Source organism: uncultured Ruegeria sp. (assembly GCF_947500045.1).
Taxonomy (GTDB): Bacteria; Pseudomonadota; Alphaproteobacteria; order Rhodobacterales; family Rhodobacteraceae; genus Ruegeria.
Genome location: NZ_CANMQQ010000011.1, coordinates 101,570 through 124,066, shown reverse-complemented (window position 1 = coordinate 124,066; position 22,497 = coordinate 101,570). Strand labels below are relative to the sequence as shown.

General features: G+C 54.9%; 18 protein-coding genes and 4 pseudogenes. 6 read left to right on the top strand and 16 right to left on the bottom strand.

Annotated features, from left to right (window positions below; all coding sequences use genetic code 11):
* Window positions 1-34 precede the first annotated feature (34 nt).
* From Q1B46_RS17180 to Q1B46_RS17130, 11 genes and pseudogenes are all read right to left on the bottom strand, one after another.
* On the bottom strand, window positions 35-1,453 hold the full coding sequence (locus tag Q1B46_RS17180) for an aldehyde dehydrogenase family protein (protein WP_299949876.1): 1,419 nt from the start codon (window positions 1,451-1,453) through the stop codon (window positions 35-37).
* Window positions 1,454-1,644: 191 nt separating this feature from the next.
* Window positions 1,645-1,971: pseudogene (locus Q1B46_RS17175) on the bottom strand (ISNCY family transposase); the annotation flags it as partial.
* Window positions 1,972-2,677: 706 nt separating this feature from the next.
* Window positions 2,678-3,793 carry a Gfo/Idh/MocA family oxidoreductase gene (locus tag Q1B46_RS17170; RefSeq protein ID WP_299949874.1) on the bottom strand — a complete coding sequence of 372 codons (1,116 nt, stop codon included), beginning with the start codon at window positions 3,791-3,793 and terminating at the stop codon, window positions 2,678-2,680.
* On the bottom strand, window positions 3,790-4,866 hold the full coding sequence (locus tag Q1B46_RS17165) for a Gfo/Idh/MocA family oxidoreductase (protein WP_299949872.1): 1,077 nt from the start codon (window positions 4,864-4,866) through the stop codon (window positions 3,790-3,792). The genes Q1B46_RS17170 and Q1B46_RS17165 overlap by 4 nt, the downstream gene beginning before the upstream one ends.
* A 12-nt stretch (window positions 4,867-4,878) precedes the next feature.
* Window positions 4,879-5,886, bottom strand: a complete 1,008-nt coding sequence (locus Q1B46_RS17160) for an ABC transporter permease (RefSeq protein ID WP_299949869.1) — start codon at window positions 5,884-5,886, stop codon at window positions 4,879-4,881.
* Window positions 5,883-6,824: an ABC transporter permease gene (locus tag Q1B46_RS17155; RefSeq protein WP_299949867.1), complete on the bottom strand. Its 942-nt coding sequence runs from the start codon at window positions 6,822-6,824 to the stop codon at window positions 5,883-5,885. The genes Q1B46_RS17160 and Q1B46_RS17155 overlap by 4 nt, the downstream gene beginning before the upstream one ends.
* A complete protein-coding gene (locus Q1B46_RS17150) occupies window positions 6,821-8,305 on the bottom strand; it encodes a sugar ABC transporter ATP-binding protein (protein ID WP_299949865.1) in 1,485 nt (494 codons plus the stop codon). Before Q1B46_RS17150 ends, Q1B46_RS17155 begins: the two co-directional genes overlap by 4 nt.
* A gap of 73 nt (window positions 8,306-8,378) precedes the next feature.
* Window positions 8,379-9,416 (bottom strand): ABC transporter substrate-binding protein, encoded by a 1,038-nt coding sequence (locus Q1B46_RS17145; protein WP_299669676.1) that lies wholly within the window; start codon window positions 9,414-9,416, stop codon window positions 8,379-8,381.
* Between the two features lie 44 nt (window positions 9,417-9,460).
* On the bottom strand, window positions 9,461-10,375 hold the full coding sequence (locus Q1B46_RS17140; RefSeq protein WP_299949863.1) for a sugar phosphate isomerase/epimerase: 915 nt from the start codon (window positions 10,373-10,375) through the stop codon (window positions 9,461-9,463).
* Window positions 10,376-10,385: 10 nt separating this feature from the next.
* A complete protein-coding gene (locus Q1B46_RS17135; protein ID WP_299669680.1) occupies window positions 10,386-11,540 on the bottom strand; it encodes a Gfo/Idh/MocA family oxidoreductase in 1,155 nt (384 codons plus the stop codon).
* 12 nt (window positions 11,541-11,552) lie between these two features.
* Window positions 11,553-12,281: an SDR family oxidoreductase gene (locus Q1B46_RS17130; protein ID WP_299949860.1), complete on the bottom strand. Its 729-nt coding sequence runs from the start codon at window positions 12,279-12,281 to the stop codon at window positions 11,553-11,555.
* Between the two features lie 178 nt (window positions 12,282-12,459).
* On the opposite strand from Q1B46_RS17130, the gene Q1B46_RS17125 reads away from it, so the two are divergent.
* The 5 genes and pseudogenes from Q1B46_RS17125 to Q1B46_RS17105 form a co-directional block, all read left to right on the top strand.
* Window positions 12,460-13,488, top strand: a complete 1,029-nt coding sequence (locus Q1B46_RS17125) for a LacI family DNA-binding transcriptional regulator (protein ID WP_299949858.1) — start codon at window positions 12,460-12,462, stop codon at window positions 13,486-13,488.
* Between the two features lie 76 nt (window positions 13,489-13,564).
* Window positions 13,565-14,725, top strand: coding sequence for a fatty acid desaturase family protein (locus Q1B46_RS17120; protein ID WP_299949856.1), 1,161 nt, complete (start codon window positions 13,565-13,567; stop codon window positions 14,723-14,725).
* Window positions 14,725-15,036: a MocE family 2Fe-2S type ferredoxin gene (locus Q1B46_RS17115; protein WP_299949854.1), complete on the top strand. Its 312-nt coding sequence runs from the start codon at window positions 14,725-14,727 to the stop codon at window positions 15,034-15,036. The genes Q1B46_RS17120 and Q1B46_RS17115 overlap by 1 nt, the downstream gene beginning before the upstream one ends.
* Before the next feature lie 77 nt (window positions 15,037-15,113).
* Window positions 15,114-16,109: a hypothetical protein gene (locus tag Q1B46_RS17110; protein ID WP_299949852.1), complete on the top strand. Its 996-nt coding sequence runs from the start codon at window positions 15,114-15,116 to the stop codon at window positions 16,107-16,109.
* Between the two features lie 40 nt (window positions 16,110-16,149).
* Window positions 16,150-16,289: pseudogene (locus tag Q1B46_RS17105) on the top strand (IS6 family transposase); the annotation flags it as partial.
* A gap of 53 nt (window positions 16,290-16,342) precedes the next feature.
* Here the strand turns inward: Q1B46_RS17105 and Q1B46_RS17100 are convergent.
* From Q1B46_RS17100 to Q1B46_RS17085, 4 genes and pseudogenes are all read right to left on the bottom strand, one after another.
* A pseudogene (locus tag Q1B46_RS17100) lies at window positions 16,343-17,017 on the bottom strand (IS6 family transposase).
* A gap of 337 nt (window positions 17,018-17,354) precedes the next feature.
* Window positions 17,355-18,381, bottom strand: a pseudogene (locus Q1B46_RS17095) (IS110 family transposase).
* Between the two features lie 138 nt (window positions 18,382-18,519).
* Window positions 18,520-19,407, bottom strand: a complete 888-nt coding sequence (locus Q1B46_RS17090; protein ID WP_299949850.1) for a lysylphosphatidylglycerol synthase domain-containing protein — start codon at window positions 19,405-19,407, stop codon at window positions 18,520-18,522.
* 37 nt (window positions 19,408-19,444) lie between these two features.
* Entirely contained in the window at window positions 19,445-19,981 is a 537-nt protein-coding gene (locus Q1B46_RS17085; protein ID WP_299949848.1) for a methyltransferase domain-containing protein, read from the bottom strand.
* 97 nt (window positions 19,982-20,078) lie between these two features.
* Between Q1B46_RS17085 and Q1B46_RS17080 the strand changes: the two genes are divergently transcribed.
* Window positions 20,079-21,188 (top strand): polysaccharide pyruvyl transferase family protein, encoded by a 1,110-nt coding sequence (locus Q1B46_RS17080; RefSeq protein ID WP_299949846.1) that lies wholly within the window; start codon window positions 20,079-20,081, stop codon window positions 21,186-21,188.
* Here Q1B46_RS17080 and Q1B46_RS17075 read toward each other — a convergent pair.
* The gene (locus tag Q1B46_RS17075) at window positions 21,172-22,377 is read right to left on the bottom strand and encodes a glycosyltransferase (RefSeq protein ID WP_299949844.1); all 1,206 of its coding nucleotides are present in this window, start codon (window positions 22,375-22,377) and stop codon (window positions 21,172-21,174) included. The genes Q1B46_RS17080 and Q1B46_RS17075 overlap by 17 nt on opposite strands.
* Between the last annotated feature and the right edge of the window lie 120 nt (window positions 22,378-22,497).

Sequence of the window (22,497 nt, the reverse complement as noted above, 5' to 3'; positions counted from 1 at the left end):
ATTGGTCGCCCTATTCAGTTTGGGGGAGTTCAATTCAGGGTTTCGCAGCTGTCAGCCGTGGGAACAGATACTCCTGTACCGCGGCCTCGCCACCGACACAGCCGAGTCCGCTGGCCTTCACCCCGCCAAAAGGGACATCGATATAGGCGGTGGTCAACTGGTTGACGGCAACAGTGCCAGTTTGCAGTCGAGCGGCGACAGCCTCGGCCTCGGCCTGATTGGGGCCGTAGACATAGCTCGACAGGCCCAGCTCGCAATCATTTGAGCGGGTGATGATGTCATCCAGATCATCGTAGGGGGCGATACAGGCGATTGGGCCAAAAATCTCTTTTTCCATGCCCAGGGCGTCATCCGGTACGTTTGCGAACACGCGGGGCGGGGCGTAGTAGCCCTCGTTCTGCGGAGTGGGTTCATTCAGCACCGATGTCGCCCCTTTGGCCAGCGCATCAGCGGTGATCTTGTCCATCGACTGCACACGTTCCATATTGGCCAGTGGTCCCATAGTGGTGTCCTCGGCTGCGCCATCTCCCAGCACCAGCTTGAGAGCGTAGGCGCCCGCAGCCTCAGCAAAAGCGTCGTGCTGGTCGCGGTTCACATAGATTCGGTTGGGCGCGGTGCAGACCTGCCCGGCATTCCAGAACCGTTTTGAGATCAGAGCATTTGCCACCTCTTCCACATTCGAGCCCGGCAACACGATGGCGGGCGCATTGCCGCCCAGCTCCAGCGTGCAACGCATGATCTGAGCCCCACATTTCGAGGCTAGAACTCGACCTACATTGACCGAGCCGGTATAGGACAAATGCCGCATAACTGGGTGTTTGATCAGACGGTCCGACAGTTTCGAGGACGACCCCATGACTAAGTTTATCGCACCAGAGGGCAGACTGGATTCATTAATGACCTCGACCAACATCGCAACTGACGAGGGTGTGTCGTTATTGGCCAGCACCACCACAGTACAGCCCGCCGCCAGCGCGGGAGCAATATGTACGGCTGCGGTTTCTACCGGGAAATTCCATGTGGTTATGACGATCACGGGCCCCACCGGCACCATGTCGATGGTGCGGCGAGCGCCTTGCCCCGGTCGTTCGTAGGAAAAGGTCATGGTATCCGCCATCTCGGCGAAATGTTCGAACATGCCGACAACCCCAGCCATCTCAAGACGAGCCTCGTCCAGCGGCTTGCCCTGTTCTGTAGTTATCTGCGCTGCCAACTTCTCGGACGCAGCCTTGATACGGGCGGCAATGTCGTCCAGCACCCAGGCACGATGTTTCGGTGGCACCTGCGACCATGCTTCGAACGCTCGCCCAGCGGCTTCGGCGGCGTTGTCGGCATCTTCTTCGTTGGCGCAGACAAACTCATCAAACGGCTGACCGAGGGCAGGGTTGACCAGGGGGCGAACCTCGCGCCCGCCAGCAGGAACCTTGGTGTTGTCGATGATCGGTTGGAACATTTCTTGCCTCGTAAACAAGCGGAGTTTCGTAAACAGATATACTATATAATATAGTATTCGGCAACAACTCGCTTTGATAAAAGGTCGTGGATTTCGTTTGTGAATCCACCCTGCTACACGTGCATGTTGCAACCAAGTAGAAATGTCCCATTTGTCGCGAAACGGAAGTGCAGCCTGGCTGGTTGGAGACCTCAAACATCGGAGCCCTGGCTGACTGCGCGCTTCTCTTTCGCCACCTTCGCGAGCTTTGAATTCCAGCCGTTGTTGCGCCGACCTGTTGGAGTGTAGCGTGTGGCCTGGGTGCCGGCGCGGCGCTTCTTCGGTGGTGCCTTGTCCTGCTCTTGCTTGATGTGCTCCAGCACTGCGCTTAGTCGCTTGTTCCCGGTGATCGCCGCGTGGCTCACGCGTTGGTCTTTGTCGTAAGCAGAGTAGGGCAGTGGGACGCCCTTTGACCGGAGTTCTAACGTGCCGTCCTGGAATTCGTAGCTGTCCACGTATTTGCCAACGAGGCCGCGCGTGAACCCAGTGACCATCCCACTGTGAAGCCTTACTAAGAATCTCTGGTTTCTGATGGGAATCCGACCCACTCCCTTCAGGTACAGAGCCTAGATGCAGAGCGTGAACGGCTTGGTAGTCTGGGTGTGGAGTTTTCTGTTGAGCCTATGGACGCAGGGCTGGTCCGAATGGCGATTTTTGATGACACGTGCGGTAACCTCATCCATTTGATCGAAAGGAAATACGCGGCTTCGCAATAAGCATCAAAGCATGGCCGGACCCTGTCTTAGTTGAAAGACTCTTCGGTCGGTAAAGGCGTGTTCCGCGTTGCGCAATCGCTGCGCAGGTTTTTCAGCAATTCATCTTTCAATTCACGTGCTTTGGATTCAGAATCCAGTCCCTCCACGACGAAACCAATAGCGATCAAATCGAGCTTTATTGGGCCGAGTAAGGCCAGATTCCATGCAGCCGAAAACCACGAGACCGCCAACTGTCAAAGATTTGCGACAGAGCCAACGATGATGGGTTTCCCCTTTGGAGGGAGTGGCATTGCAAAGGTGTGAAGATTCCGCCTGAAAGCTCAGACAGGCTTTCTTGCGCCTTTTCTTCCGAACGACCGGTACAGTTACAGAATCTCACTTGTGAGCGGCTTGAAAAAGTCGGGCTGTACCAGTCCGAGTTTGAGGGCATAGACCTAAGATTGAATAGATTTTGTTTGAGCTCTCCAATTCAGTTGCTGAGTGTTCTAATGCTTCCTATTTTGATTTCTCTGTTGCCCTCGGATGATGCAATTGCTGCGAATACGATGGCCAAAGACTCTAGGTTGTTTCTTGCAGACACAGTGGGCTCTCGATTGTCTTCAATGGAGCAAAGAAGATCTCCCATGGCTCCACGAAACCCGTCGTTGAACCATCGTCCTTTGAGCGCAGGTCGCGCAATGCCATGCGCTGTCTCAAGTGTCACAGTTTGCGTCGAAAGATCTGGCCCAACTGATGTCAGGCTGCCGGTCGTACCAGCAATGTATGTTGTGTCGCGAGGTCCGCAGGGAACGCCTCCGTCAAAAATCAGGCTTGCTTGGCCTTGGTCCAAACGGACCAAAGCCTGCGACATCAGAGACGCTTTGTTTGTTTGGCCACGTGCGGAATTCGCGGTTGCAAATACGCTTTCTGCCCTGTCTCCGACGAGAGAAGCAAGAAAGTCGAACCAATGCACGCCGAAATCGTAGAGTATCAGGTGGTCGATCTCGTCAAATGGAGTACCTGCGGTCCAGCTGTGATCCCAGTGAATCGAGATATGTGCCGACAGAACATCGCCGATCAATCCGGCTGTAACCGCCTCGCGCATCCAGGACAGGTGCGGGGCCCAACGGCCGTTTTGGTTTACAGCTAGTTTAACTCCCTGATCATCTGCCAGCTTCACAAGGTCATAGCCCAGATCGAGGTCGGTAACAAAGGGCTTCTGGCTGAGCACGTGTTTTCCCGCCTGCAATGCAGCCTTGATGATTGGTATGCGTTGTTCGGGGTGAAGCGTGATGTCGACTACGTCGATCTCGCTATCGGCAAGAAGCGCCTCCCAGTCATCTTCAATGCGGGCAGAGGGGCAGTATACAGCAGCGTTCTCCTCAGCCTTCGCTCGCGTACGGTTCCAGATTGCGGCGACGTCCCAACCGGCTGTTCGATAGGCATCAAGATGGCTTGCAGAAATCCCACCCGTACCAATAACCCCGATCCGGGGCATATAGTGTTGAGGCATCGGCGGGCGGTAAGGCAGGCCCGGTGCTTCAATTTCTTTCAGTTGCACAGATTTCAAAGCGTACTGGTCGGTATCGACACTGTCTGCGGTCATGAGAGTAACCTAAATGTCCGTTTTTCACTTGCCGAGCGGAGCGCGGTATCCACAATCCGTTGTGCCGTCAGGCAAAGCGCTGGTTCCAACGGCCCTTTGACCGAGATTCCTTTGGATATGCAGTCGAGGGCGTACTCAATCGCATTTCGCTCACCAATCGGTAGCGGGGTCACTGGTATCTGGTGCCGTTCGGGTTTTGCGCGTGTCTGAATCGTTATGTGATCGGCGTAATCGGGCGAGGAAATGGTGCCATCTGTGCCCACAAAGACGAATCCACATGTTGGTTGAGGTTGCGTTGTCCAGGGGTCGGTGAAGGTGCCCCAGCGCGTTTCCATTTTTGAAAGCCCGGTTTCATAACGGCAAACGGCAATGGCATGTTGGTCGACCTCGATGCCAGGTGTCTCATCGACTGTGCATGTCACCTCGACCGGCTCCTTGCCGCCCATAAACCAGGTTCCAAGCGTCGCGCCGTAGCCAAGATAATCCAACAGTGACCCACCACCCGATGCCCGCTTATACCACCATGAGTTTGGTTTCTGACGCTCAACCTCTTCCGGGGTGACTTCGACCTTGTCGGCCAGATGGTACAGGGGCCCGCGATTTCCGTCATAGAAATGTACTTCGCGCAGGTCGCCGATCATCCCCTCATCAATCAACCGCTTGGCGGTTACATGGCTTTCGACCCATCGTAAGGGCCAGTTGATGATTAACTGCTTGTCGGTCCTATCCATCGCAGCCATCATACGGCGCGCGTCGTCTGCAGATGCGGCAAAGGGTTTTTCGACAAAAACATGCAGGTCGTAAGAGGCCAACCGTTCGGTATATTCTGCATGCTGAGCCGTTGCCACGCAAAGAAGTGCCATGTCGTAGGGGCCCGCAGCCATGCAGGCGTCGAAATCGGTAAATATCCGATCTTCGGGAATGCCGAATGTCGTTGCAGCTGCTTGCATCTTGTCCCGATCCGGATCGAATATACCGGCGATTTCTGCGTTTGGATGATCGTGCACCATCCGAAGCAAGTCGCCCATATGCATGTGATCGAAACTGATACCGACGATCTGGAATTTGGTCATTGGGAATTCCCTTCAGCGAGTGCCCGTAATCCTGACGTAAAGTGCGGTAACTGCGAGGATGATCAGCCCAAACAGGGCCGTGCGAACACCTTCCGGCAATTGCATCAACGTTAGCATAGTATCCAGTACACGCAGTATAAGCGCACCTACGATCGCGCCTGCGAAACTGCCACGGCCCCCGAAGATTGATGTGCCGCCAATCACTGCTGCGGCGACTGAGGGTAACAATAGGGGGTTGGCAAGGCTCAACGAGGTTTGGCGGATCATTCCGAGATAGAGCAAGCCAGCTAGCGCGGCGATCAAACTAGAAAGCACGTAGAGCGCCAGATAGACCTGCCAGGCGCGTACCCCGGATAATTTGGCGGCTTGCTCGTTTGAACCCAAGGCGAACAGCAACCGACCAAATCCGGTATAACGCATGAGCCACAGAATAAAGAGCGCAAACGGGATGAATACAAAAAGGCCGTTTGGCATCCCTGCGGTGCGACCTGTTCCGAGCCACGCTAGGAAAGCTGGGATCTCTGTTCCAGCGTTGATAACCAACCGTTGATAGACCTGTAGGCAGCCGGTGGCGATCAACCCGGTTCCCAAAGTCATGATCAATGGATGAACCCGGACCAATCCTACACCGATGCCATTTACAACACCCACAAATAGGCCAGCTGACAGCGCGATCAATACTGCAGGTGTCACGCCCCAAATCGCACTAAGTGTCGCGCAGACGAAGGCCGACACTGTGGCAACTACTCCGACCGAGAGATCTATACCTGCGGTTAGCATAGTCAGCACCTGACAAGCCGCAAGCATCGCCAACGGAATTGCAAACTTGATCAGGTTGCCAACCCAAAAGGTTGAAATCAGCCCATCCCGACCTGCACGAAAAGGGGTAACGATACCTGGCCGCAATACTTCGAGCACGGCGATCATCAGGAACAGGAAGACCAATAGCGGGATGATCGGGTTATCTCGCAGATACCGGCCAAAGCGGACCATCGGTGGATCTATGGTGTCCATGCTCATCGGCGGGCTCCCTTTAGTGAAGCCGCCGTGCCCAGCATGACGACGAGAACCATAATCGTGCCTTCGATAATCGTGGTCACGTTTGGATCGACGGCCAGCAATGTCAGGATCGTCCGAATGATCCGCAAAACGAATACCGCGATGATCGGCCCAAGCAGACCGCCTTTGCCACCGCCCAGCACGACACCGCCAAGTACTACGGCCGCGACCGAGGCCATAAGATACGGCCCTGGAACTGGCTCTCCAATCCCGGTCAGCGCAGCGAGGCTTAGACCGCCCATCGCACAAAACAGCCCGCACAGCGCATAGGCCGCTATCTTTGTTCTTCCCACTGAAACGCCAGAGCGGAAGGCGGCAAGCTCGTCTGATCCGGTGGCGTAGATCGAGAGCCCGAGTTTGGAGCGCCGGATTGGCAACCAGACAACAGCGATGCCCAAGGCAATGACAAGCAGTGCCTTGGGCAGCCCGTCGAACAGAAAGTGACCGCGTATTGCCTGTTCCAGCCAATCTGCAGTCGCGCCGCCCGGAGTCTCAAGGATCAACAGCGCGACGCCTTCCCATACAAACAGCATGGCGAGCGTCACAACGATGTCGGGCACGCGCGTTACAACGATCAAAAGGCCATTGATCAACCCCATCAAAAGCCCGACCCCCAACACGATAAACAAGGCCGGTGCACCGGCCATGCGCTCCATCAGAACGGCTGCAGTCACAGCACAGACCGCCATCATAGACGCAACAGACAGGTCGATACCGCCGACAATTACGACGATGGCCATACCGGCGGTTGCGAAAGCAAAGGGCAGGGCGGCGCGGGCAATACTTTCCAGTCCGGACGCACCGAAAGTTGGCTGTATCAATTTTGTGATGGTCAAAAGAACCACGAGAAGAACCGCTAACCCCATGACCCATGCATGTTTTCGGATGGCCCCGCTCACGCCGCGCCCTCCGTCTCAGTCAGGCCATAAGCCGCACGCATCAGCGTTTGCTCATCCGCGTCGACCGCATCTATCACGTCAACCACGCGCCCGTTGAAGATTACGACCGCGCGGTCACAGGCAAGAGGAATTTCTTCCAGCTCAGATGTGTAGAACAAAACCGCCGCGCCTTGATCTGCCAACTCACGGACAAGCGGGTAAATCTGGCGCTTTGTACGCACATCGATGCCACGGGTAGGATCGAATAAAAGCAGGGTTTCAACACCTGTCGCCAGCCAGCGGCCAATGGTGACTTTCTGTTGGTTGCCACCTGAAAGTCTTTGCACCTCGCCCTGCGCGCGTGTGTCGATCTGCAGTTTCTCAACCGCGTAAGCGACCCGATCGCGCTCATGCCGCAGTTTTAACGGCCCCCAGTCCTTGAGCCGGGCTGAAAATGGCAGAGCGATGTTTTCTTTGACTGACCTTTGCGCCAGCAGAGCCTCTGAACGATCGCCCGGCACGAAGGTCATCCCGGCTGCAATGGCATCGGCAGGGTGGGCGAAGTTTACAGGTGTCCCATCAACTTCCATTGATCCTGAAGTCGGGCGATCAAAGCCCGCCAGAACCTCAAACAGTTCATCCTGCCCCTGACCCTCAAGCGCGACCACCCCTAGGACTTCGCCGGGGAACAAGTCGAACGAAACGTCCGAGAATCTGGGTTCGAACGCCAGTGACTTAATGCTCAGGCGCGGTGTCTTAGCCTGTGGTTCATTTGTTTGAAGGACCTGACGTGTTCCAATGTCTATCTTCTGACCCAACATCAACTCGACAACGCGTTCTTCTACGCCCGGTTCAATGTCCAGGTCTCCGACTGACATGCCATCCCGCAACACCGTTGCCCGGTCGCACAATTCCGAAATCTCGGTGAAGCGATGGGAAACATAGATCACCCCCATACCGTCATTTGCTTTGCGCCGCACGGTCTTCAATACGCGCTCAACCAAGTCTGTCGGCAGCGCTGCGGTCATTTCGTCCAGCAAGAGTACGTCCGGTTCCACAGCCAGTGCGCGTGCCAGATCGAGGATCCGCAGTGTGGCAAGTGGCAGATCGCCAATCATTGCCGACAGTTTCAGGTCTTCTATTCCAAGCTCTGAAACCCAGTCCCGGAACAGATCGACAGGTGTGTCTGTCAGTCTGAGATTATCGGAAACGTCGAGATCGGGAATGAGCGAGGGCTCCTGATATACCGGCACCAAACCGGATCGACGGGCTTCGGCGGGACTTCCGACAAAGGCCTGTTTGCCCCTGATCAACACCTGTCCAGCGTCGGGTTTCAGGGCACCGGTAATGATTTTGACGAAAGTGGACTTGCCAGCGCCATTTGCACCCATCAAGGCGACGATTTCGCCTTCGGCAACCGTAAGATGGGCATTCGTCAATGCGCGCACGGCGCCAAAACTTTTGGCCACGTCAGACGCGTCGAGAAGTGGTGTACTGCTCATGGAAGCCCTTGAATACCGAGTGTATTGGAGTTGCCATCCGCCCAGCTAAGGGCGGACGGCCAGTCAGTTGGGGTCAGCCCTCGCCGGGTCCCTTACAGTCGATGATCTGTTCCATCGTGTAGTCGGTCCAGCCGGGAACGGTCACTGAAACAGGCCACTCTGGGTCCAGGTTAGGATTCTGAGCCGCTGTAATCGTTTCACGGCCTGCGTCCGTCGCATTCTCCCAAAGCACAGGATCTACAAGAACGGTTTTGTTCTCAGGTGCCTTGCCGTTCAGAATGTCGACAGCCAGTGCAATGCCTGCGCCGCCAACCGAGCCGGGATTTGTCACCGCCGCACCGTTCAGGCCCTCAACCTCGGTCAAGTATTGAACAAAGCCCGCGTTGTCTGCGCCGACGATCGGCACCAAAGGTGCACCGGATTCGGTGAATGCGTCGACGATTACGTTGTCGATACCGCTGGTCCAGACACCGTCAAACGGGATACCGGTGGCTAGGTAATCAAAGATTTGTTGCTTGCCCTGATCCTGCTGCCAGCCGGTGAAAACTTCATGCACCACATTGATGTCGGGATGTTCTGCCAAGGCGCGTTTAAAGCCATTGTCACGATCTGTATCGGCTGAGACGCCAGCGATACCGCGCATATATACAACGTCACCTTTGCCACCGAGCTGTTCAAACAACCACTTGGCACCAAGGTAGGCGTATTCTTCCTGATTGTTTGACAGAATGTAGGCACCATCAGCCGAAACGCCCGCATCCACGGCAACAACGACGATGTCCTGAGACATTGCCTTTTCCAGCGCAGAGTTCAAAGCATCAGGGTTGGACGGGTTCAGAACGATTGCGTCGACACCCGCTTCAATCAGATTGTTGATGTCTTCCAGCTGCCCGGCTGAATCCGTGTTGCGATGCGCAACGATCAGATTTGTCACATCGGCTTCGACCAGAGCTTGAGCCCGCATGGCGCAGATCATCTGTTCGCGCCAGCCATTGCCTTGAACGGTGTTGGACACACCGATGGTGTACTGCTTGTGCCCATCAGCTATTGCCATGGTTGAAATAGACGCTGAAACCGCGATTGCAGCCACGCCATAGAGTAGGTTTTTCATTTCATTTTCCTCCCGGTTTAGTTATTTCAAATTTGATAATTTCTTCACTTGATGAATGGCGACAGTACATCCCGCGCCAGCAGGAAACCCCGTTTGACCTTTTCGTCTGCCCCTTCGAACAACCTGTCTTCATGCTCGATGATGATCGGACCGTCGTATCCGACGCGGTAAAGGCCAGAAAAGAAATCAGACCAGTCCACATCGCCCAGCCCACAAAGTCTCGGGATTTGCCATCCCATACCTGTTGACATCACCCCGTTTTCATAGAGCCCGTCCTGATCGACCATCACATCCTTGGCGTGGACATGGGCCATGTGAGGACCGAATTCCTTGATAAAGCGTGTTTGATCGATGAACTGCCAGATCAGATGCGACGGGTCGAAATTCATTCCAACCGCATCGCCCCATTCCTCAAAAATCCGCCGCCAGATTTTTGGCGAATAGGCAATGTTGTGACCTCCGGGCCATTCGTCTTGGCTGAAGATCATTGGACAATTCTCGAAGCACAGGCGCACTCCTGCGTCTCGTGCGTGCTGGACGATAGGGTCGAAAATTTCGGTGGCTCGGTCCCAGTTCGCGTCGAGGTTCAGTGTGCGGTCTCCGCCAACGAATGTGTTGACAACTTTGATACCCATCACACCAGCAGCGGTGATTACTTTCTTCAGATGCCCAATGACTTCAGCCCGATGGCCTGCATCGGTGTGCAATGGGTTAGGATAGTATCCGAGACCAGAAACCTCGATCCCGTGCTCTCTAAGTTCTGCGATAATTTCACTACCCTGGTCCGCGGAAAGACCGTCCACATTGATGTGGCTGGTTCCGGCATAACGCCGTTGCTCGCCACCTGCCGCAGGCCAGCAGGCAACCTCCATGGTCGAAAAGCCATTGGCGCCTGCCCAGCTCGCTACCTCTTTCAGTTGAGTGTCTTCGAATGGTGCTGTCAGTAAGCCCAGTTTCATGTCGTCACCTTCAAATCTCGCTCAATTCCACCCACCGGCTCTCATGCGCCGATTTCACAACCGCATCGCAGAACCGCATCTCGTAATGGCCATCTTCAAATGTGGCCCATGTGCTGTTTTGTTGACGCCCGCCTGCCGTGACATCTGCGTAGACCGCCCGAAAAAAGTTGACGAAGGAATCTGCGAAACCTTCGACATGGCCAGGTGGCAATGTGGCAGCTGCGACCCCCGGTTCGTTCATCAAGGTGAAGTCACGCATCAGGGTCTGGTTTGGTGCATCGCGATGTCCAATGAATAGATGATCGGGTGTTTCGCTGTCCCAAGCGGCGCTGGCTTTGGCTCCTGCAATGTCCCACTGCAATGAGTTCTTTCGGCCGATGTTCACCTGGGAGGTGCTCATCACACCGCGCGCTCCGTTTTCGTACCGAATTAGGATCATGGCGGCATCATCGGTATCGATATGCACACTTTCGGTTTCACCGGTTCCGCTGGCGAATGTCTCAACCGGGCCAAGAGGTTTCTGGCGTTCCGGGATGAAGGTTGTCAGCTCTGCCAAGACCGACGTGGCTTTCAAGCCGGTGACAAAGCTTGTCAGGTCAACCCAATGCGTTCCAATGTCACCGACCGATCGCAGCGTGCCGCCCATTTCGCTTTCCAGCCGCCAGTTCCAGTCGGTGGGTTTGGCAAGCCAGTCCTGATGGTAGTGTCCGGTAACAAAACGGATATCACCCAGATCCCCTGCCATGACCATGCCGTGGGCCTGTTGGTTCAGTGGATAAAAGCGAATGTTGTAACAAACCGCTGCAACTTTGCCAGAAGCCTTGGCAAGGTCGACCATTTCAGCGCTTTCAGCGGATGTCATAGCAAGGGGTTTCTCGCAGATGACGTGTTTGCCTGCAGCCAGGATCGATTTCACCTGCGGATAATGTGCGTGATTAGGGGTCGTTACATGTACGACATCGACATTTTTATCCGCCAATAGGTCATCCAGTGTGTCAAAGGCGCGTGGAACGCTCATTTCGCGCGCCCGTTCCCGGCCACGCTCTGGCGATGATCCAAGAACACCTCTCACATCTACACCCAGACGCCGAAGGGCCTGAACATGCACCGTTCCTATGAATCCGGTCCCGATCACCGCAGCGCGGATTTTTGCGATGTCACTCATCGTGCGCTCCTGTCAAACAACCGAATACCCTCCGTCCACGATCACGCAGGCGCCTGTCACAAAGGCCGCCGCATCCGATGCGAGAAACAAGGCTGTGCCAGCGATGTCCTCAGGATGACCCCAACGCGCCAATGGTGTGCGGTCTTCGATGGCCGTTGTGAAACTAGAATCTTCTCGGGCCCGGGCAGATTGCTCTGTCACCACAAATCCAGGCGCAATTGCATTCACCCGAATACCGTCCTTGGCCCACGCGATCGCCAATGATTTTGTCAGTTGTTCTACACCGGCTTTTGATGCGCCATAAGCTGGGTTTCGTGGCGATCCAAAGCGCGCATACATTGAGGCCACATTGATGATGCGTCCTTTTGCGCCGGAAAGGGCAGGGTGCAACGCTTCGGCGCAACGAAAAGACCCGGTCAGATTTACGTCCAATACGTGGGAGAAGAATCCGGGAGTCATTTCCTTGCCACGCTGAGTGACCGCAGCGCAGTTGACTAAGACGTCAATATGGTCGCGAGTGCTTGCGAAATCGTAGACTTCGTTTGTGTCGGTGACATCAAGTTGAGTGTAGGCAAACCGGGCGGCGTCCTCTTCGATGCATTCCGGTTCCACACCCGTGATTTCAACAGCCGCCCCGGCGTTTTGAAACGCCCGTGCAATCGCAGCGCCAATACCCGCCCGGCTTGCACCAATCACCAGAACATTTGCTCCGGTGAAATCGAAGGAGGCCTTGGCGGTCATCTAAGTGCCCGGCTTTCGAAAGTGTCTGAAACTGGATGACATCACTTCCCCCATGATGAACGAAATCATTTTGCAAACGATTACATCCCGGGAAAAATCGGCTTTCCAAAAACTGTAATCGATTACATAATCGGCATCACATGAGATTCGAGTCAAGCCAGAAATCGACTGCCAAGCCATGAGCAAGATGCACAAACCCGCCACAATACAGGACGTCGCACGTGTATCGCGGGTGTCGACAGCCACTGTCAGTCGTGTTCTGTCCAATCCCGACCTGGTGTCAAAATCAACTCGTGTGGCCGTTTTGGATGCTATCCGCGAAACGGGATATCGCGTCAATCAGGCTGCCCGGAACCTGCGGATGAAAAGGGCGGGGGCCGTGCTAATCCTTGTTCCCAATCTTGGCAAACCTTTCTATTCGGGCATACTTGCCGGTATTAGCGAGGGGTTTGCGGGCTCGGATTATGCCGTTCTGATCACCGATACCGAAAGTAGCCCGCTGCAGGAAGAAACACTTGCCGGGTACTTTCGGGATGGCCGGATAGACGGCGCAATTTCATTGGATGGCGGAATATCATCTGATGCGCTTCAGCAATGTGTCACATACGGAGCAGACGACCGTATCGTATTTCTGTGTGAGTGGGTAGAAGGCGAGGCCTTTCCAGTGATTTCCAGCGACAACCCTGAGGGTGCACGATTGGCGATCAGGCACCTGCATGATTTGGGCCACAAGAAAATAGCGCATGTAACTGGCCCCGATGGGAATGTCCTGACGACAGCACGGCGCGAAGGCATGGTTCAAGAACGGACGCGCCTGAAGCTTCCAGCACGGCCCGAATGGATCATAAGGGGCGACTTTTCTTTGGAATCTGGGCATGAAGCTGCCAGAAAAATACTTGAGATGGATGAGCGCCCAACGGCAGTATTCTGCGCTGCGGATATGGTTGCCTTTGGATTGATCTCTGGGTTGGTCGCGGGTGGGTTGAAGGTGCCCGGTGATATTTCGGTCGTCGGCTTCGACGACATTGAAATGTCCAGATCTTACGTTCCTGCACTGACAACAATCCGACAAGACCGGCATCAACTAGGTCGCAGGGCAGCAGAAGTCTTGCTGGGCAAAGTGGCGACCACAAGCCATGCTCTTCCATCGAATTCGACGCTTCCCGTCGAACTGGTAATACGGGCAAGCACCGCACCGCCCAGTTAACGAGCATTAAACCGAGGCGATTTTGGTAAGGTCAAGAAAGACTCGAGGGAAACGCTATGAACGATAGAGAGGGCGTATGAGTAGATCGACTGCACCCATTGGCTTTGAGTTTTCCGTTCGCGACTATTCACTGACCGGTGCCAATACGCGTCAAGCGATAGAAAACGGTTTGTCTGCCGCAGAGTGGTATCACAGCGAGATTCCTCGTAAGAAACTGAAACTGCTCATGAAACGCAGGGACGCTCCGGCCATTCGCGATACCGTGATCTGGATCGCTCTGCATTTTGTTTTTGCGGCTGGCGGGTTGTACTTCTGGGGTAGTTGGCTTTGCGTACCTTTCTGGTTTGCATACGGGGTCGTATACGGTTCTGCCTGCGACAGCCGTTGGCACGAATGTGGACACGGAACAGCGTTTCGAACCCGTTGGATGAATGACGTTGTGTATCACATCGCGTCCTTCCAGATCATGCGAAACCCGGTCAATTGGCGTTGGAGCCACGCGCGGCATCACACCGACACGATTATTGTTGGCCGCGATCCGGAAATAGCGTGGATACATCCGATCAACCTGATCTTGAAGGCGTTAGCATTTGTAGGGATTGTTGAGACTTGGATTTCACTCAAAACTTTGATGCGAAATGCCATGGCGAACTTGTCACAAGAAGAGAAGGATTACATCCCGGAAAGCCAATGGCACAAAGCGATATTTTGGGCGCGGGTTCACATTGCAATCTACGCCGCTGTCTTGCTGATTTCATTTGTTTTGCTCGTCTCAGGGGCCGCATGGAAATCCCTGATACCCATACTTTTGATAGGTGGCCCTCGGGTCTATGGATGCTGGCATTTTGTAATGACGGGGCTTCTTCAGCATGGAGGCCTGGCCGAGAACGTTCTTGATCACCGGTTGAATTCCCGAACGCTTTACATGAACCCGATCAGCCAATGGATTTACTGGAACATGAATTACCATATCGAGCATCATATGTTCCCGATGGTTCCATATTATTCTCTTCCAGCGCTTCATGAAATGATCAAGGATGATCTGCCACCTCCGAACACCTCGATTTGGGATGGCTACAAAGAAATGATGGGCTCCGTCATGAAGCAGCGAGTAGATCCAAATTACGCAATTCGTAAAACGCTTCCGCCAACGGCACGCCCATATCGAGATCATTTGCACAAGGCAGTTCCCGAGCGAAACGCAGGAGCTGTGAGTAGTGATCGGGGAGGAATGTAATGCCTTGGATTGACGTATGCGCAATAGACGATGTCGAGGAAGAAGACGTCATCCGTTGGGACCACGAGGATCGAACATACGCAATTTTCCGTAGTGTGGATGATGAGTTCTATTGCACCGATGGTCTCTGTACACATGAACAAGTGCATTTATCGGACGGTCTGGTGATGGACTATGAAATAGAGTGCCCTAAGCATAATGGACTATTCGACTATCGCTCGGGAAAAGCTCTGAGGGCGCCGGTATGTGAAGATCTCCAAACCTACGAAACTAGAGTGGGAAATGGGCGCGTGCTGGTATTCATAGAGTAATTTTATTTGATTAGGAGAAGTTCGTGATCGAATTGATTGCGACGGGTATCCGCCTTTCATTCGATTTGCAGTTGGGGTTGATCGAAAGCTTCACTGTGAATGACGGCGGCGTTGAGATTTCGCCACTGCATCGCGCACCTTGGGTTGGCACAGACGAAGCCTTGCCCGAGGGCATTGCACCTCATCTGAAGAAGCTGGGCGGTGATTTTTTCTGCGCCCCATTCGGGTCAACCGAGGGGGCATCGCCGCTTCATGGGTGGCCGCCCAACTCACGTTGGATACTAAAGGAAAAGACCGAAAATTACCTGCGTGTTGAGCTCGAAAAAACGGTCTTCGGTGCAAGATTGCTAAAAGAGATTATATTGCGCCCTGGGCATCCATTCGTCTACCAGCGCCACACCTTCATTGGTGGTGATGGGGCGGTGCCGGTTGCAAATCATGCAAACGTATCTTTGCCCAATGGCGGGATCATCCAAACCTCTCGAAAGCAGTGTTGGAGAACGCCTCAAAATCCGCAGGAAGTTGATCCGGCGCTGGGCTATTCAGCACTGCGATATCCGGCTGAAAGCAATACTCTAACATCTTTCCCCGGAGTGGAAGGCGAAGTGAATCTGTCAAAATACCCTTGGTCCCCGCAGAGTGAAGACTTTGTTGTCGGATTGGACGCGCCCGAGGAGCGATTGGGGTGGACGGCGGTAATTCGCCCAGTGGAAGGTGATGTGTTCCTATCACTTAAATCGGCCCAAGCATTGCCGATGACAATGTTGTGGCATTCAAACGGCGGACGTTACTATGCTCCCTGGTCAAGTCGGCATTTCGCCTGCCTGGGGGTCGAAGAAGGTGCAGCTTCGCCCATCTTGGGAACCGGCGAAAACGGTTCTCCAAATGGGCGTGGTGTCATTCAACTGACCTCCCATTGCCAAGTTGAAATTACCCATGTCATCGGTGCACTTCGTTGGCGCGGTGCAGCTAAGGTCAGTTCCATTGAAGCCTTGGAAAACCAACTGCTGATCCGAAGTACAACAAACGAGAAGCTACTTGTGCCGTTTGATTTAGAGGCGCTGGAGGCCTGACCAACTTGATTGCGCCGTGGCGTTGAGCCAGCCGCGTGATATGTATACTCCTGCAGAGATGTCGCGCCTCAAATGCGGCCGTTTCCCCGTGAAATCGTTTCTTATGCAGTTTGGGCGTATCATTGGCTTGCCCTGAGCACGGCTGATGTTGAAGATGCGCTTGCGGAACGCGGTGCGGTCGGGATCTGTTGCGAAGTTGTAACCGCCCACATTGATAGCATTGTACCGGCGGGCTAATACGCCAGTTCCGCAATTTGCCGAAACGGAGAGAGTCCGGGCGTGAATTGACCTTTGCGGATCATGTTGACCAGTTCAATGCCGACTAAGGCAGATACAGCTGAAGCGAAAGATTTGAATCCGAGCATTGGCCTGATCCGACGTTTGATAAAACGATGATCTTGTTCAATGCTGTTATTGAGATATTTCCGTCAGACCATCTCAATCGATACCAGACAACCAAACCCTTTCAGCATCTTGTTGATTGTTTTTGTACCCGCGGTATTCGCAGCGCTCTTGTCGACAACGATCTTTCGTGGAAGATCAATGCATTCCAGTATCCGAGCAAAGAACTTTGTAGCAGCCGGTTTATTCCGACGGTTTGAAAGCATAGAATCGAGCGCCTATCCGTATTTATCGATGGCTCGGCAAATTAGATCCATTCCCCTTAACTTTTACATATGTCTCATCCATGCGGCATGAACGATTTATGGTACGCTTTCGGTATCGACTACGAGACCCGCGTATCGGCCTGCCCAGCCCTTCAGCGTTGCGTGATCCAGGTCAACGCCACGTTCTGCCATAATTTCTTCTACCAAATTTCGGTATGAAACACCGTAACGCAGGTAGAAGCAGACCGCGTGTAAGATCACATCCTTTGGGAAGTACGCACCTTTGAATGAAATAACCAACAACCGCATTCCCCAAATGAAACTCGGACCGCCGATACCACAGGCCTTTCAATTCAAACAGAAAGCTACAAAAGTTTGCGACATGTGTAGACGCCCTAAACGCAAGAGGTATTTTAGGTCGGTATTTCGCACCGGCTCGGGTACTGACATGTGTTCGGCCTGTAGCGCGGCGCTTTGACATGCCGCCGGCCCGTATGGTGTTAGCAGATCAGGTCCAATTCAAAACCACGTGCTCGAAGCACTCTGTTGCAAGCTGGTTTTCCTGATCCGATCTTTCGATCCGGGTGCCATACCGCCTTTGTCCTCTTCCGTTTCCGCTGCCCCACAGTCGCGCGTGTTAGGCGCGCGCAGATGGAGCCCGGTAGACTTCCCCTTTGCTCATCAAGGCCCAAACGATCCTGGCCATCTTGTTCGCTAAAGCCATGCGAACCAGCAGTGGCGGTTTACGCTCGATCAGGCGATCAAGCCAGGGATCCGTTCCCCTTCTATTTCGAGCCTGCCACATGACAACACTGTTGGCGCCGATGATCAGCAACCGCCTGAGCGAACGTTCTCCCATCTTTGCCGTTGACCCGAGACGTTGCTTGCCACCGGTCGAATGCTGCCGGGGGACAAGGCCGAGCCAAGCGGCGAAGTCGCGCCCTCGACGGAACGATTCTGGCGGAGGCGCAAGGGCAACCAACGCAGTGGCAATGAGTGGCCCGATGCCAGGCACTGTCATCAGCCGGCGTGCCATTTCATTGTCCCGCGCGCGGCGGGCTATCTCCGCATCCAGTTCTCGTATCTGGCTGTTCAACCGGGTCAGCATTTCAATCAACCCATTCAGGCAAGCCTGCGCCGCTTCCGGTATGGCCGCCTCGCAATCGCCCACCATCTCGACCAGCCTATGGATGTTGCGGGCCCCCCTGCGGGACCATGTGACCAAGCTCTCCTAGGTGACCGCGTAAGGCATTGATCAGCTATGTGCGTTGGCGAACCAGAAGTTCCCGGGCCCGAAACACCATTGCTGCGCTCTGGGTCTCCTCACTTTTAACGGGAACAAAACGCATCGTCGGGCGGTTCGCAGCCTCGCAGATGGCCTCTGCATCAGGGGCATCGTTCTTCTGCCGCTTCACAAACGGTTTCACATACGCTGGTGGGATGAGCCTGACATCGTGACCCAGGCGACCAATCTCGCGGCCCCAGTAATGCGAGCTAGAGCAAGCCTCCATCGCAACCACGCATCTCGGCAGCGTGGCAAAAAACTCAAGAACCGGACCCCTTCGCAGTTTCTTCCGCAGAATAGGGTGACCCGTGTGATCTGCTCCGTGCACCTGGAAAACGTTCTTCGCTAAATCCGGGCCAATCATACTAATCTCTTCCATAGACGCCTCCAATCAGGGTGTTTGCAAACCCACAATGGCACATCGAGGCCAGCAGAGGCGTCTACACCTTCAGAACCTTCTTGTGCAGCAGAGCCCGGAAGAGTACACCGGGCAGGGATTTTGCGGCCCCTTCAGTTTTCAGATTTCGGGCACGTCGGAAACTGCTTTCTTGCGCAAACTTAGGGCTAACGCGACAGGCGCAAGTACCATTAGTCCGACAACGCGATTTAGCGAAGTCGAAAGATATCCGGTGGCGGCCCCAAGCGCGATCAGCGGAGCGAGCAGGGCGGCCGTCCCTTCGCGAATGCCTAGGCCTGCGGGGACAATCGACACGGAAGCCCCGACGACGCTGGAGACCGTAAGAACCGAAGCCTGACCAAAGGTTGCATCAACCCCTAGCACCAAAAAGCATAGGTATATCCGGGCCGCATCGGTCAGAACCAAACCGATCTTGATCAGTATAAGTCGCGCGACCGTGCCGCGTTGTTTAAACATGCGGGCCCCTAGTGCCGCAACGATGACCAGAAGCACCGCACCGAACAGGCAGAAGACCGGCCCTAGCTTCGGCCCGCCTGTTTCCTTTCCACCCAACACCAAAAGCCAGGCGCCGGAATATAAAAACGCAGCCCCGATCCAAAGAAACGAGATCAGCAGCGTTGCGGCTGTTCCATCCTTCAGGTTCGCGCCCTTGGTCTTTAGGGCGCCAATGCGCACCATGGTCCCCCCCGGGATCGGCAGCATGTTGGCAACGCTTGCCACAATGGTGATCTCTAGCGCCGATATTCGCGGAAAATGGTGCCCGACCAGCAGGCCGGATAGCCGGAATTCTTCGGTATTCAACAAGACCGTAAAGGGCACACAGACCGCTGCTAGAATGAATAGCGGCCCGAAATTGAGGTCCGAGATCAACTCTGGCCGTGCACGGATCGAGAGATAGACACCTAGGGCAAATCCGAGTGCAGCGATGATCAACAATCCCCGTTGCCAGAGCGGACGTCGGGCGCGGGCAACAGATTCGGCGTTCATATCTCGAACGGAAGGTTATGGCACATCCGAACCCGCATCAGGTCGCTCGTTTCGTTGCAATGACAAAGTGACCAAATGGCATCTTTGCGGGGCCGTGAACCTCGACTTCCGCCTTCTCGAAGTCAGCCAGCATGCGTTCGAGCGCAAAACGCGTGAACCGGTAATAGTCATGCGGTTCATCATGCAGGGGGAAAGCAAAAGGAACGGCGACGATCAGGCGACCGCCGGGCCTGAGGGCGGTATGAAGGTTTCGCACGGCGGTTTCGGTTTCATAAACGTGTTCCAGCACGTTCAGACACAGGATCATGTCGTATCGATCCCGGATCGTCATGCTTGTGATATCCAGAACTTCGTGCCCATGGGCAGGGTTCATATCCGTCTGCCTGAACTCGGCCACATCGGTGAAAATATGGACCGCCGAATAGGCTTCCTGGCCCTTCACCTGCTTGCCACTTCCGATCTCAAGAATGCAATGCCCGCGCGCGGTGGGCGCGATTTCCCGCAAGCGGCGATAATAGAATTTGCGTGTACGGGTAATGGCCTGAACCAGCTTTCTGGCTACGTGCTTGAACATTGGCGGCGACTTCGTTTAGGGTTTTTGAACAAGTTCCCGTGACTTCTACTCTGATCGTCCGCCGAACTTCCACTGCAAAAGATCAGGCGGATTCAAGATGTATCTAATTCTGCACACGTTCAGCCGCAGAAATTCCGGGGACGGGCTGCTTGTCGATCTGACATTGGAGGCGCTGGAAGACGCGGGAATTGCCGCCAGTGACTGTGCCATTCTGGCACTTGATCCCGAAAGCTTTGATGACCCGGTGACGATCCATACCGCCCCGGGTGAGCCATTCGGACGTCTGTCGCCGCGGCTGGCGCAGGCCGGTCTGGAACTAATCATTGACACTTTGTCGGCAGGGCGTGCGGGCAAGGTGGGGAAACTGGCGCGGCAGGCCAATGGGATGATCGCCGTCGGTGGCGGCTATCTTGTTGCGGACAGTGCTGTCCGACAATCGGGCGTTCTTTTTAATCACATGGTACAACTATCCACTGCCGCGCGCGCGGCAGTGCCAACCGTATATCTGCCACAAAGTATCGGGCCTGCGCATGGACCAGTGGGCGCGATGATGCGCAAGAGGTTAGCTGCAGTTGATCGTCTCTACGTGCGCGACGACACTACATTCTCTGAGCTTAGCGACCTGAGTAATGTCCGCCGCGCAGGTGATCTGGCGGTCATGAAACTTGCCCGGAAAACTCAGAACATCCGCCCGGAAAACCCGATTGGCCGACCAGTGCTGGTCGCACGCGCCTTGCCGCGTGCCGGAAAGTATCTAGCCCGGCTGAACCAGTTGGCTGAGGGGTTAGAGAACCCGATATGGGCGGTACAGGCCGACGTTCCCGGCCCGCGAAGTGACGCTGCGTTCTATCATCGACTGGGACAAGGCGATGACGGCAGTTTTAGCAAGATTTTGCAGGATGGAACGCCCGGCGTCGTCGTGTCGGTCAGGCTTCACGGAGCTATTGCTGCGCTCTTGGCGGGTTGGCCAGCGATACATCTTTCCTACGAAAGAAAGGGGTGGGGCGCGTATGAAGACCTCGGGATCGCGGAATATGTCCATGATGCGCGCAACTTCGATCCGAATCTTGTTCTTCGGCAGGTCAGGCAGCTCTCCGAAGATCCAGCGCCGTTCTGGGATCGGATCAAAGCTGCCTCAGATAGCCTCAATGCACAGTATGCCGACATGGTGGCAGACCTCAAGGCGCGGCTTACCGCCCCGAGCTAAAGTTGTCTATCACGCGCAGATACTTTTCGATCAGGCGATCCCAGGTGACACCCCCCATCGCGCGCCGCAGCCGTTCTGATCGGGCCTGCGCCTGAGTCGGCGTCAGGTTAAGGGTCCGTTCAATGGCCTGCGCGAAGGCCATTGTGTCCGAAGGATCCTCCAGCAACTCTACATCCTCTCGGATCTCCGGCCATTCGGGCAGAAGTTCGATGTTCGTGGCTTTAGAGGCGATCGTGGGTTTGCCCGAAGTCAGCGCCTCGAGCAGCGCAACTGGCATGCCCTCTACGTCCCCGGCTGCATTGACGGACGGGAAGGCCATTGCAAAGCTATGACCGAAGAATTCGGCTTTCTCCGTGCCTGAGAGAAAACCGGTGAAGTGGACGTCCGCGTGGGTTGGCCGGGTCCTGAGTTCTTCGGCATCTTCGCCATCGCCAGCAATACCGAGTGGGAATACTTGACCGTTCTTCGCCAAAACCTCAGCGGCATCAATCAGGTGTTGAATCCCTTTCTTTTTCGATAGCCGCGATATCGTGGCGACTGCATATTTTGCATCCTGCAGCGATTGGTCTTTCACGGCGCGCGCCAGATCAAGCGAGACGCCCATGGGCAAAACATGACATCTGATGTCGGGCAGTAGTGACTCTGCAAATGTCTTCTGTTCGGAATTTACGCAGAAAAAGATACCCGCTCGCTGCAGCACCGCGCGCGCCATGTGCCGACCCGGTAGCCCGAATTTCGTAAACACCGACAGATCGGACGAATGGTTCTGAAGAACATAAGGCAAACGGCAAAACCGATCGAGCGCAAGCGCCACAAGCCCCTGCGGCATCACCCAATGTGCATAGACTAGATCAATCTCTGTCTCGCGCGCGATGGATTTTGCGGCTGCATACTGGGCCCACAGAAACGGCAGGACCTGAAAAATGCGCCACGGGTTCTGGCGGATGTTCGGCAGGATCGCGGGATAAGCAAGCGTTTGCTGTTTGTCTGATGGCATGTAGCGAAAACGCCGGATTTCAATTCCATCCAGCGTTTCCCGCCGCTCTGCTCCCGCGTCATGCGGTGCCAGAACAAAGAGTTTATCCAGCGGACGCTTGGCCCGCCAGGCCCGTGCCTGTTCCAGCACAAACGGTGCTTGTTGGTCACCTGCGAACCGCGGAAAAGTTGAAGTTAGGAAAAGAACATTCATGACCGCTGCAAACTAAGTTTGTCGCCCTTCAGGGCGTGCGCCGCGCATTCGGACTTCATCATGTGCCGCAGCTGGCAATAAGGCGCGTTATCCGGCGATGATCATGCCCAGCCCGCTTCG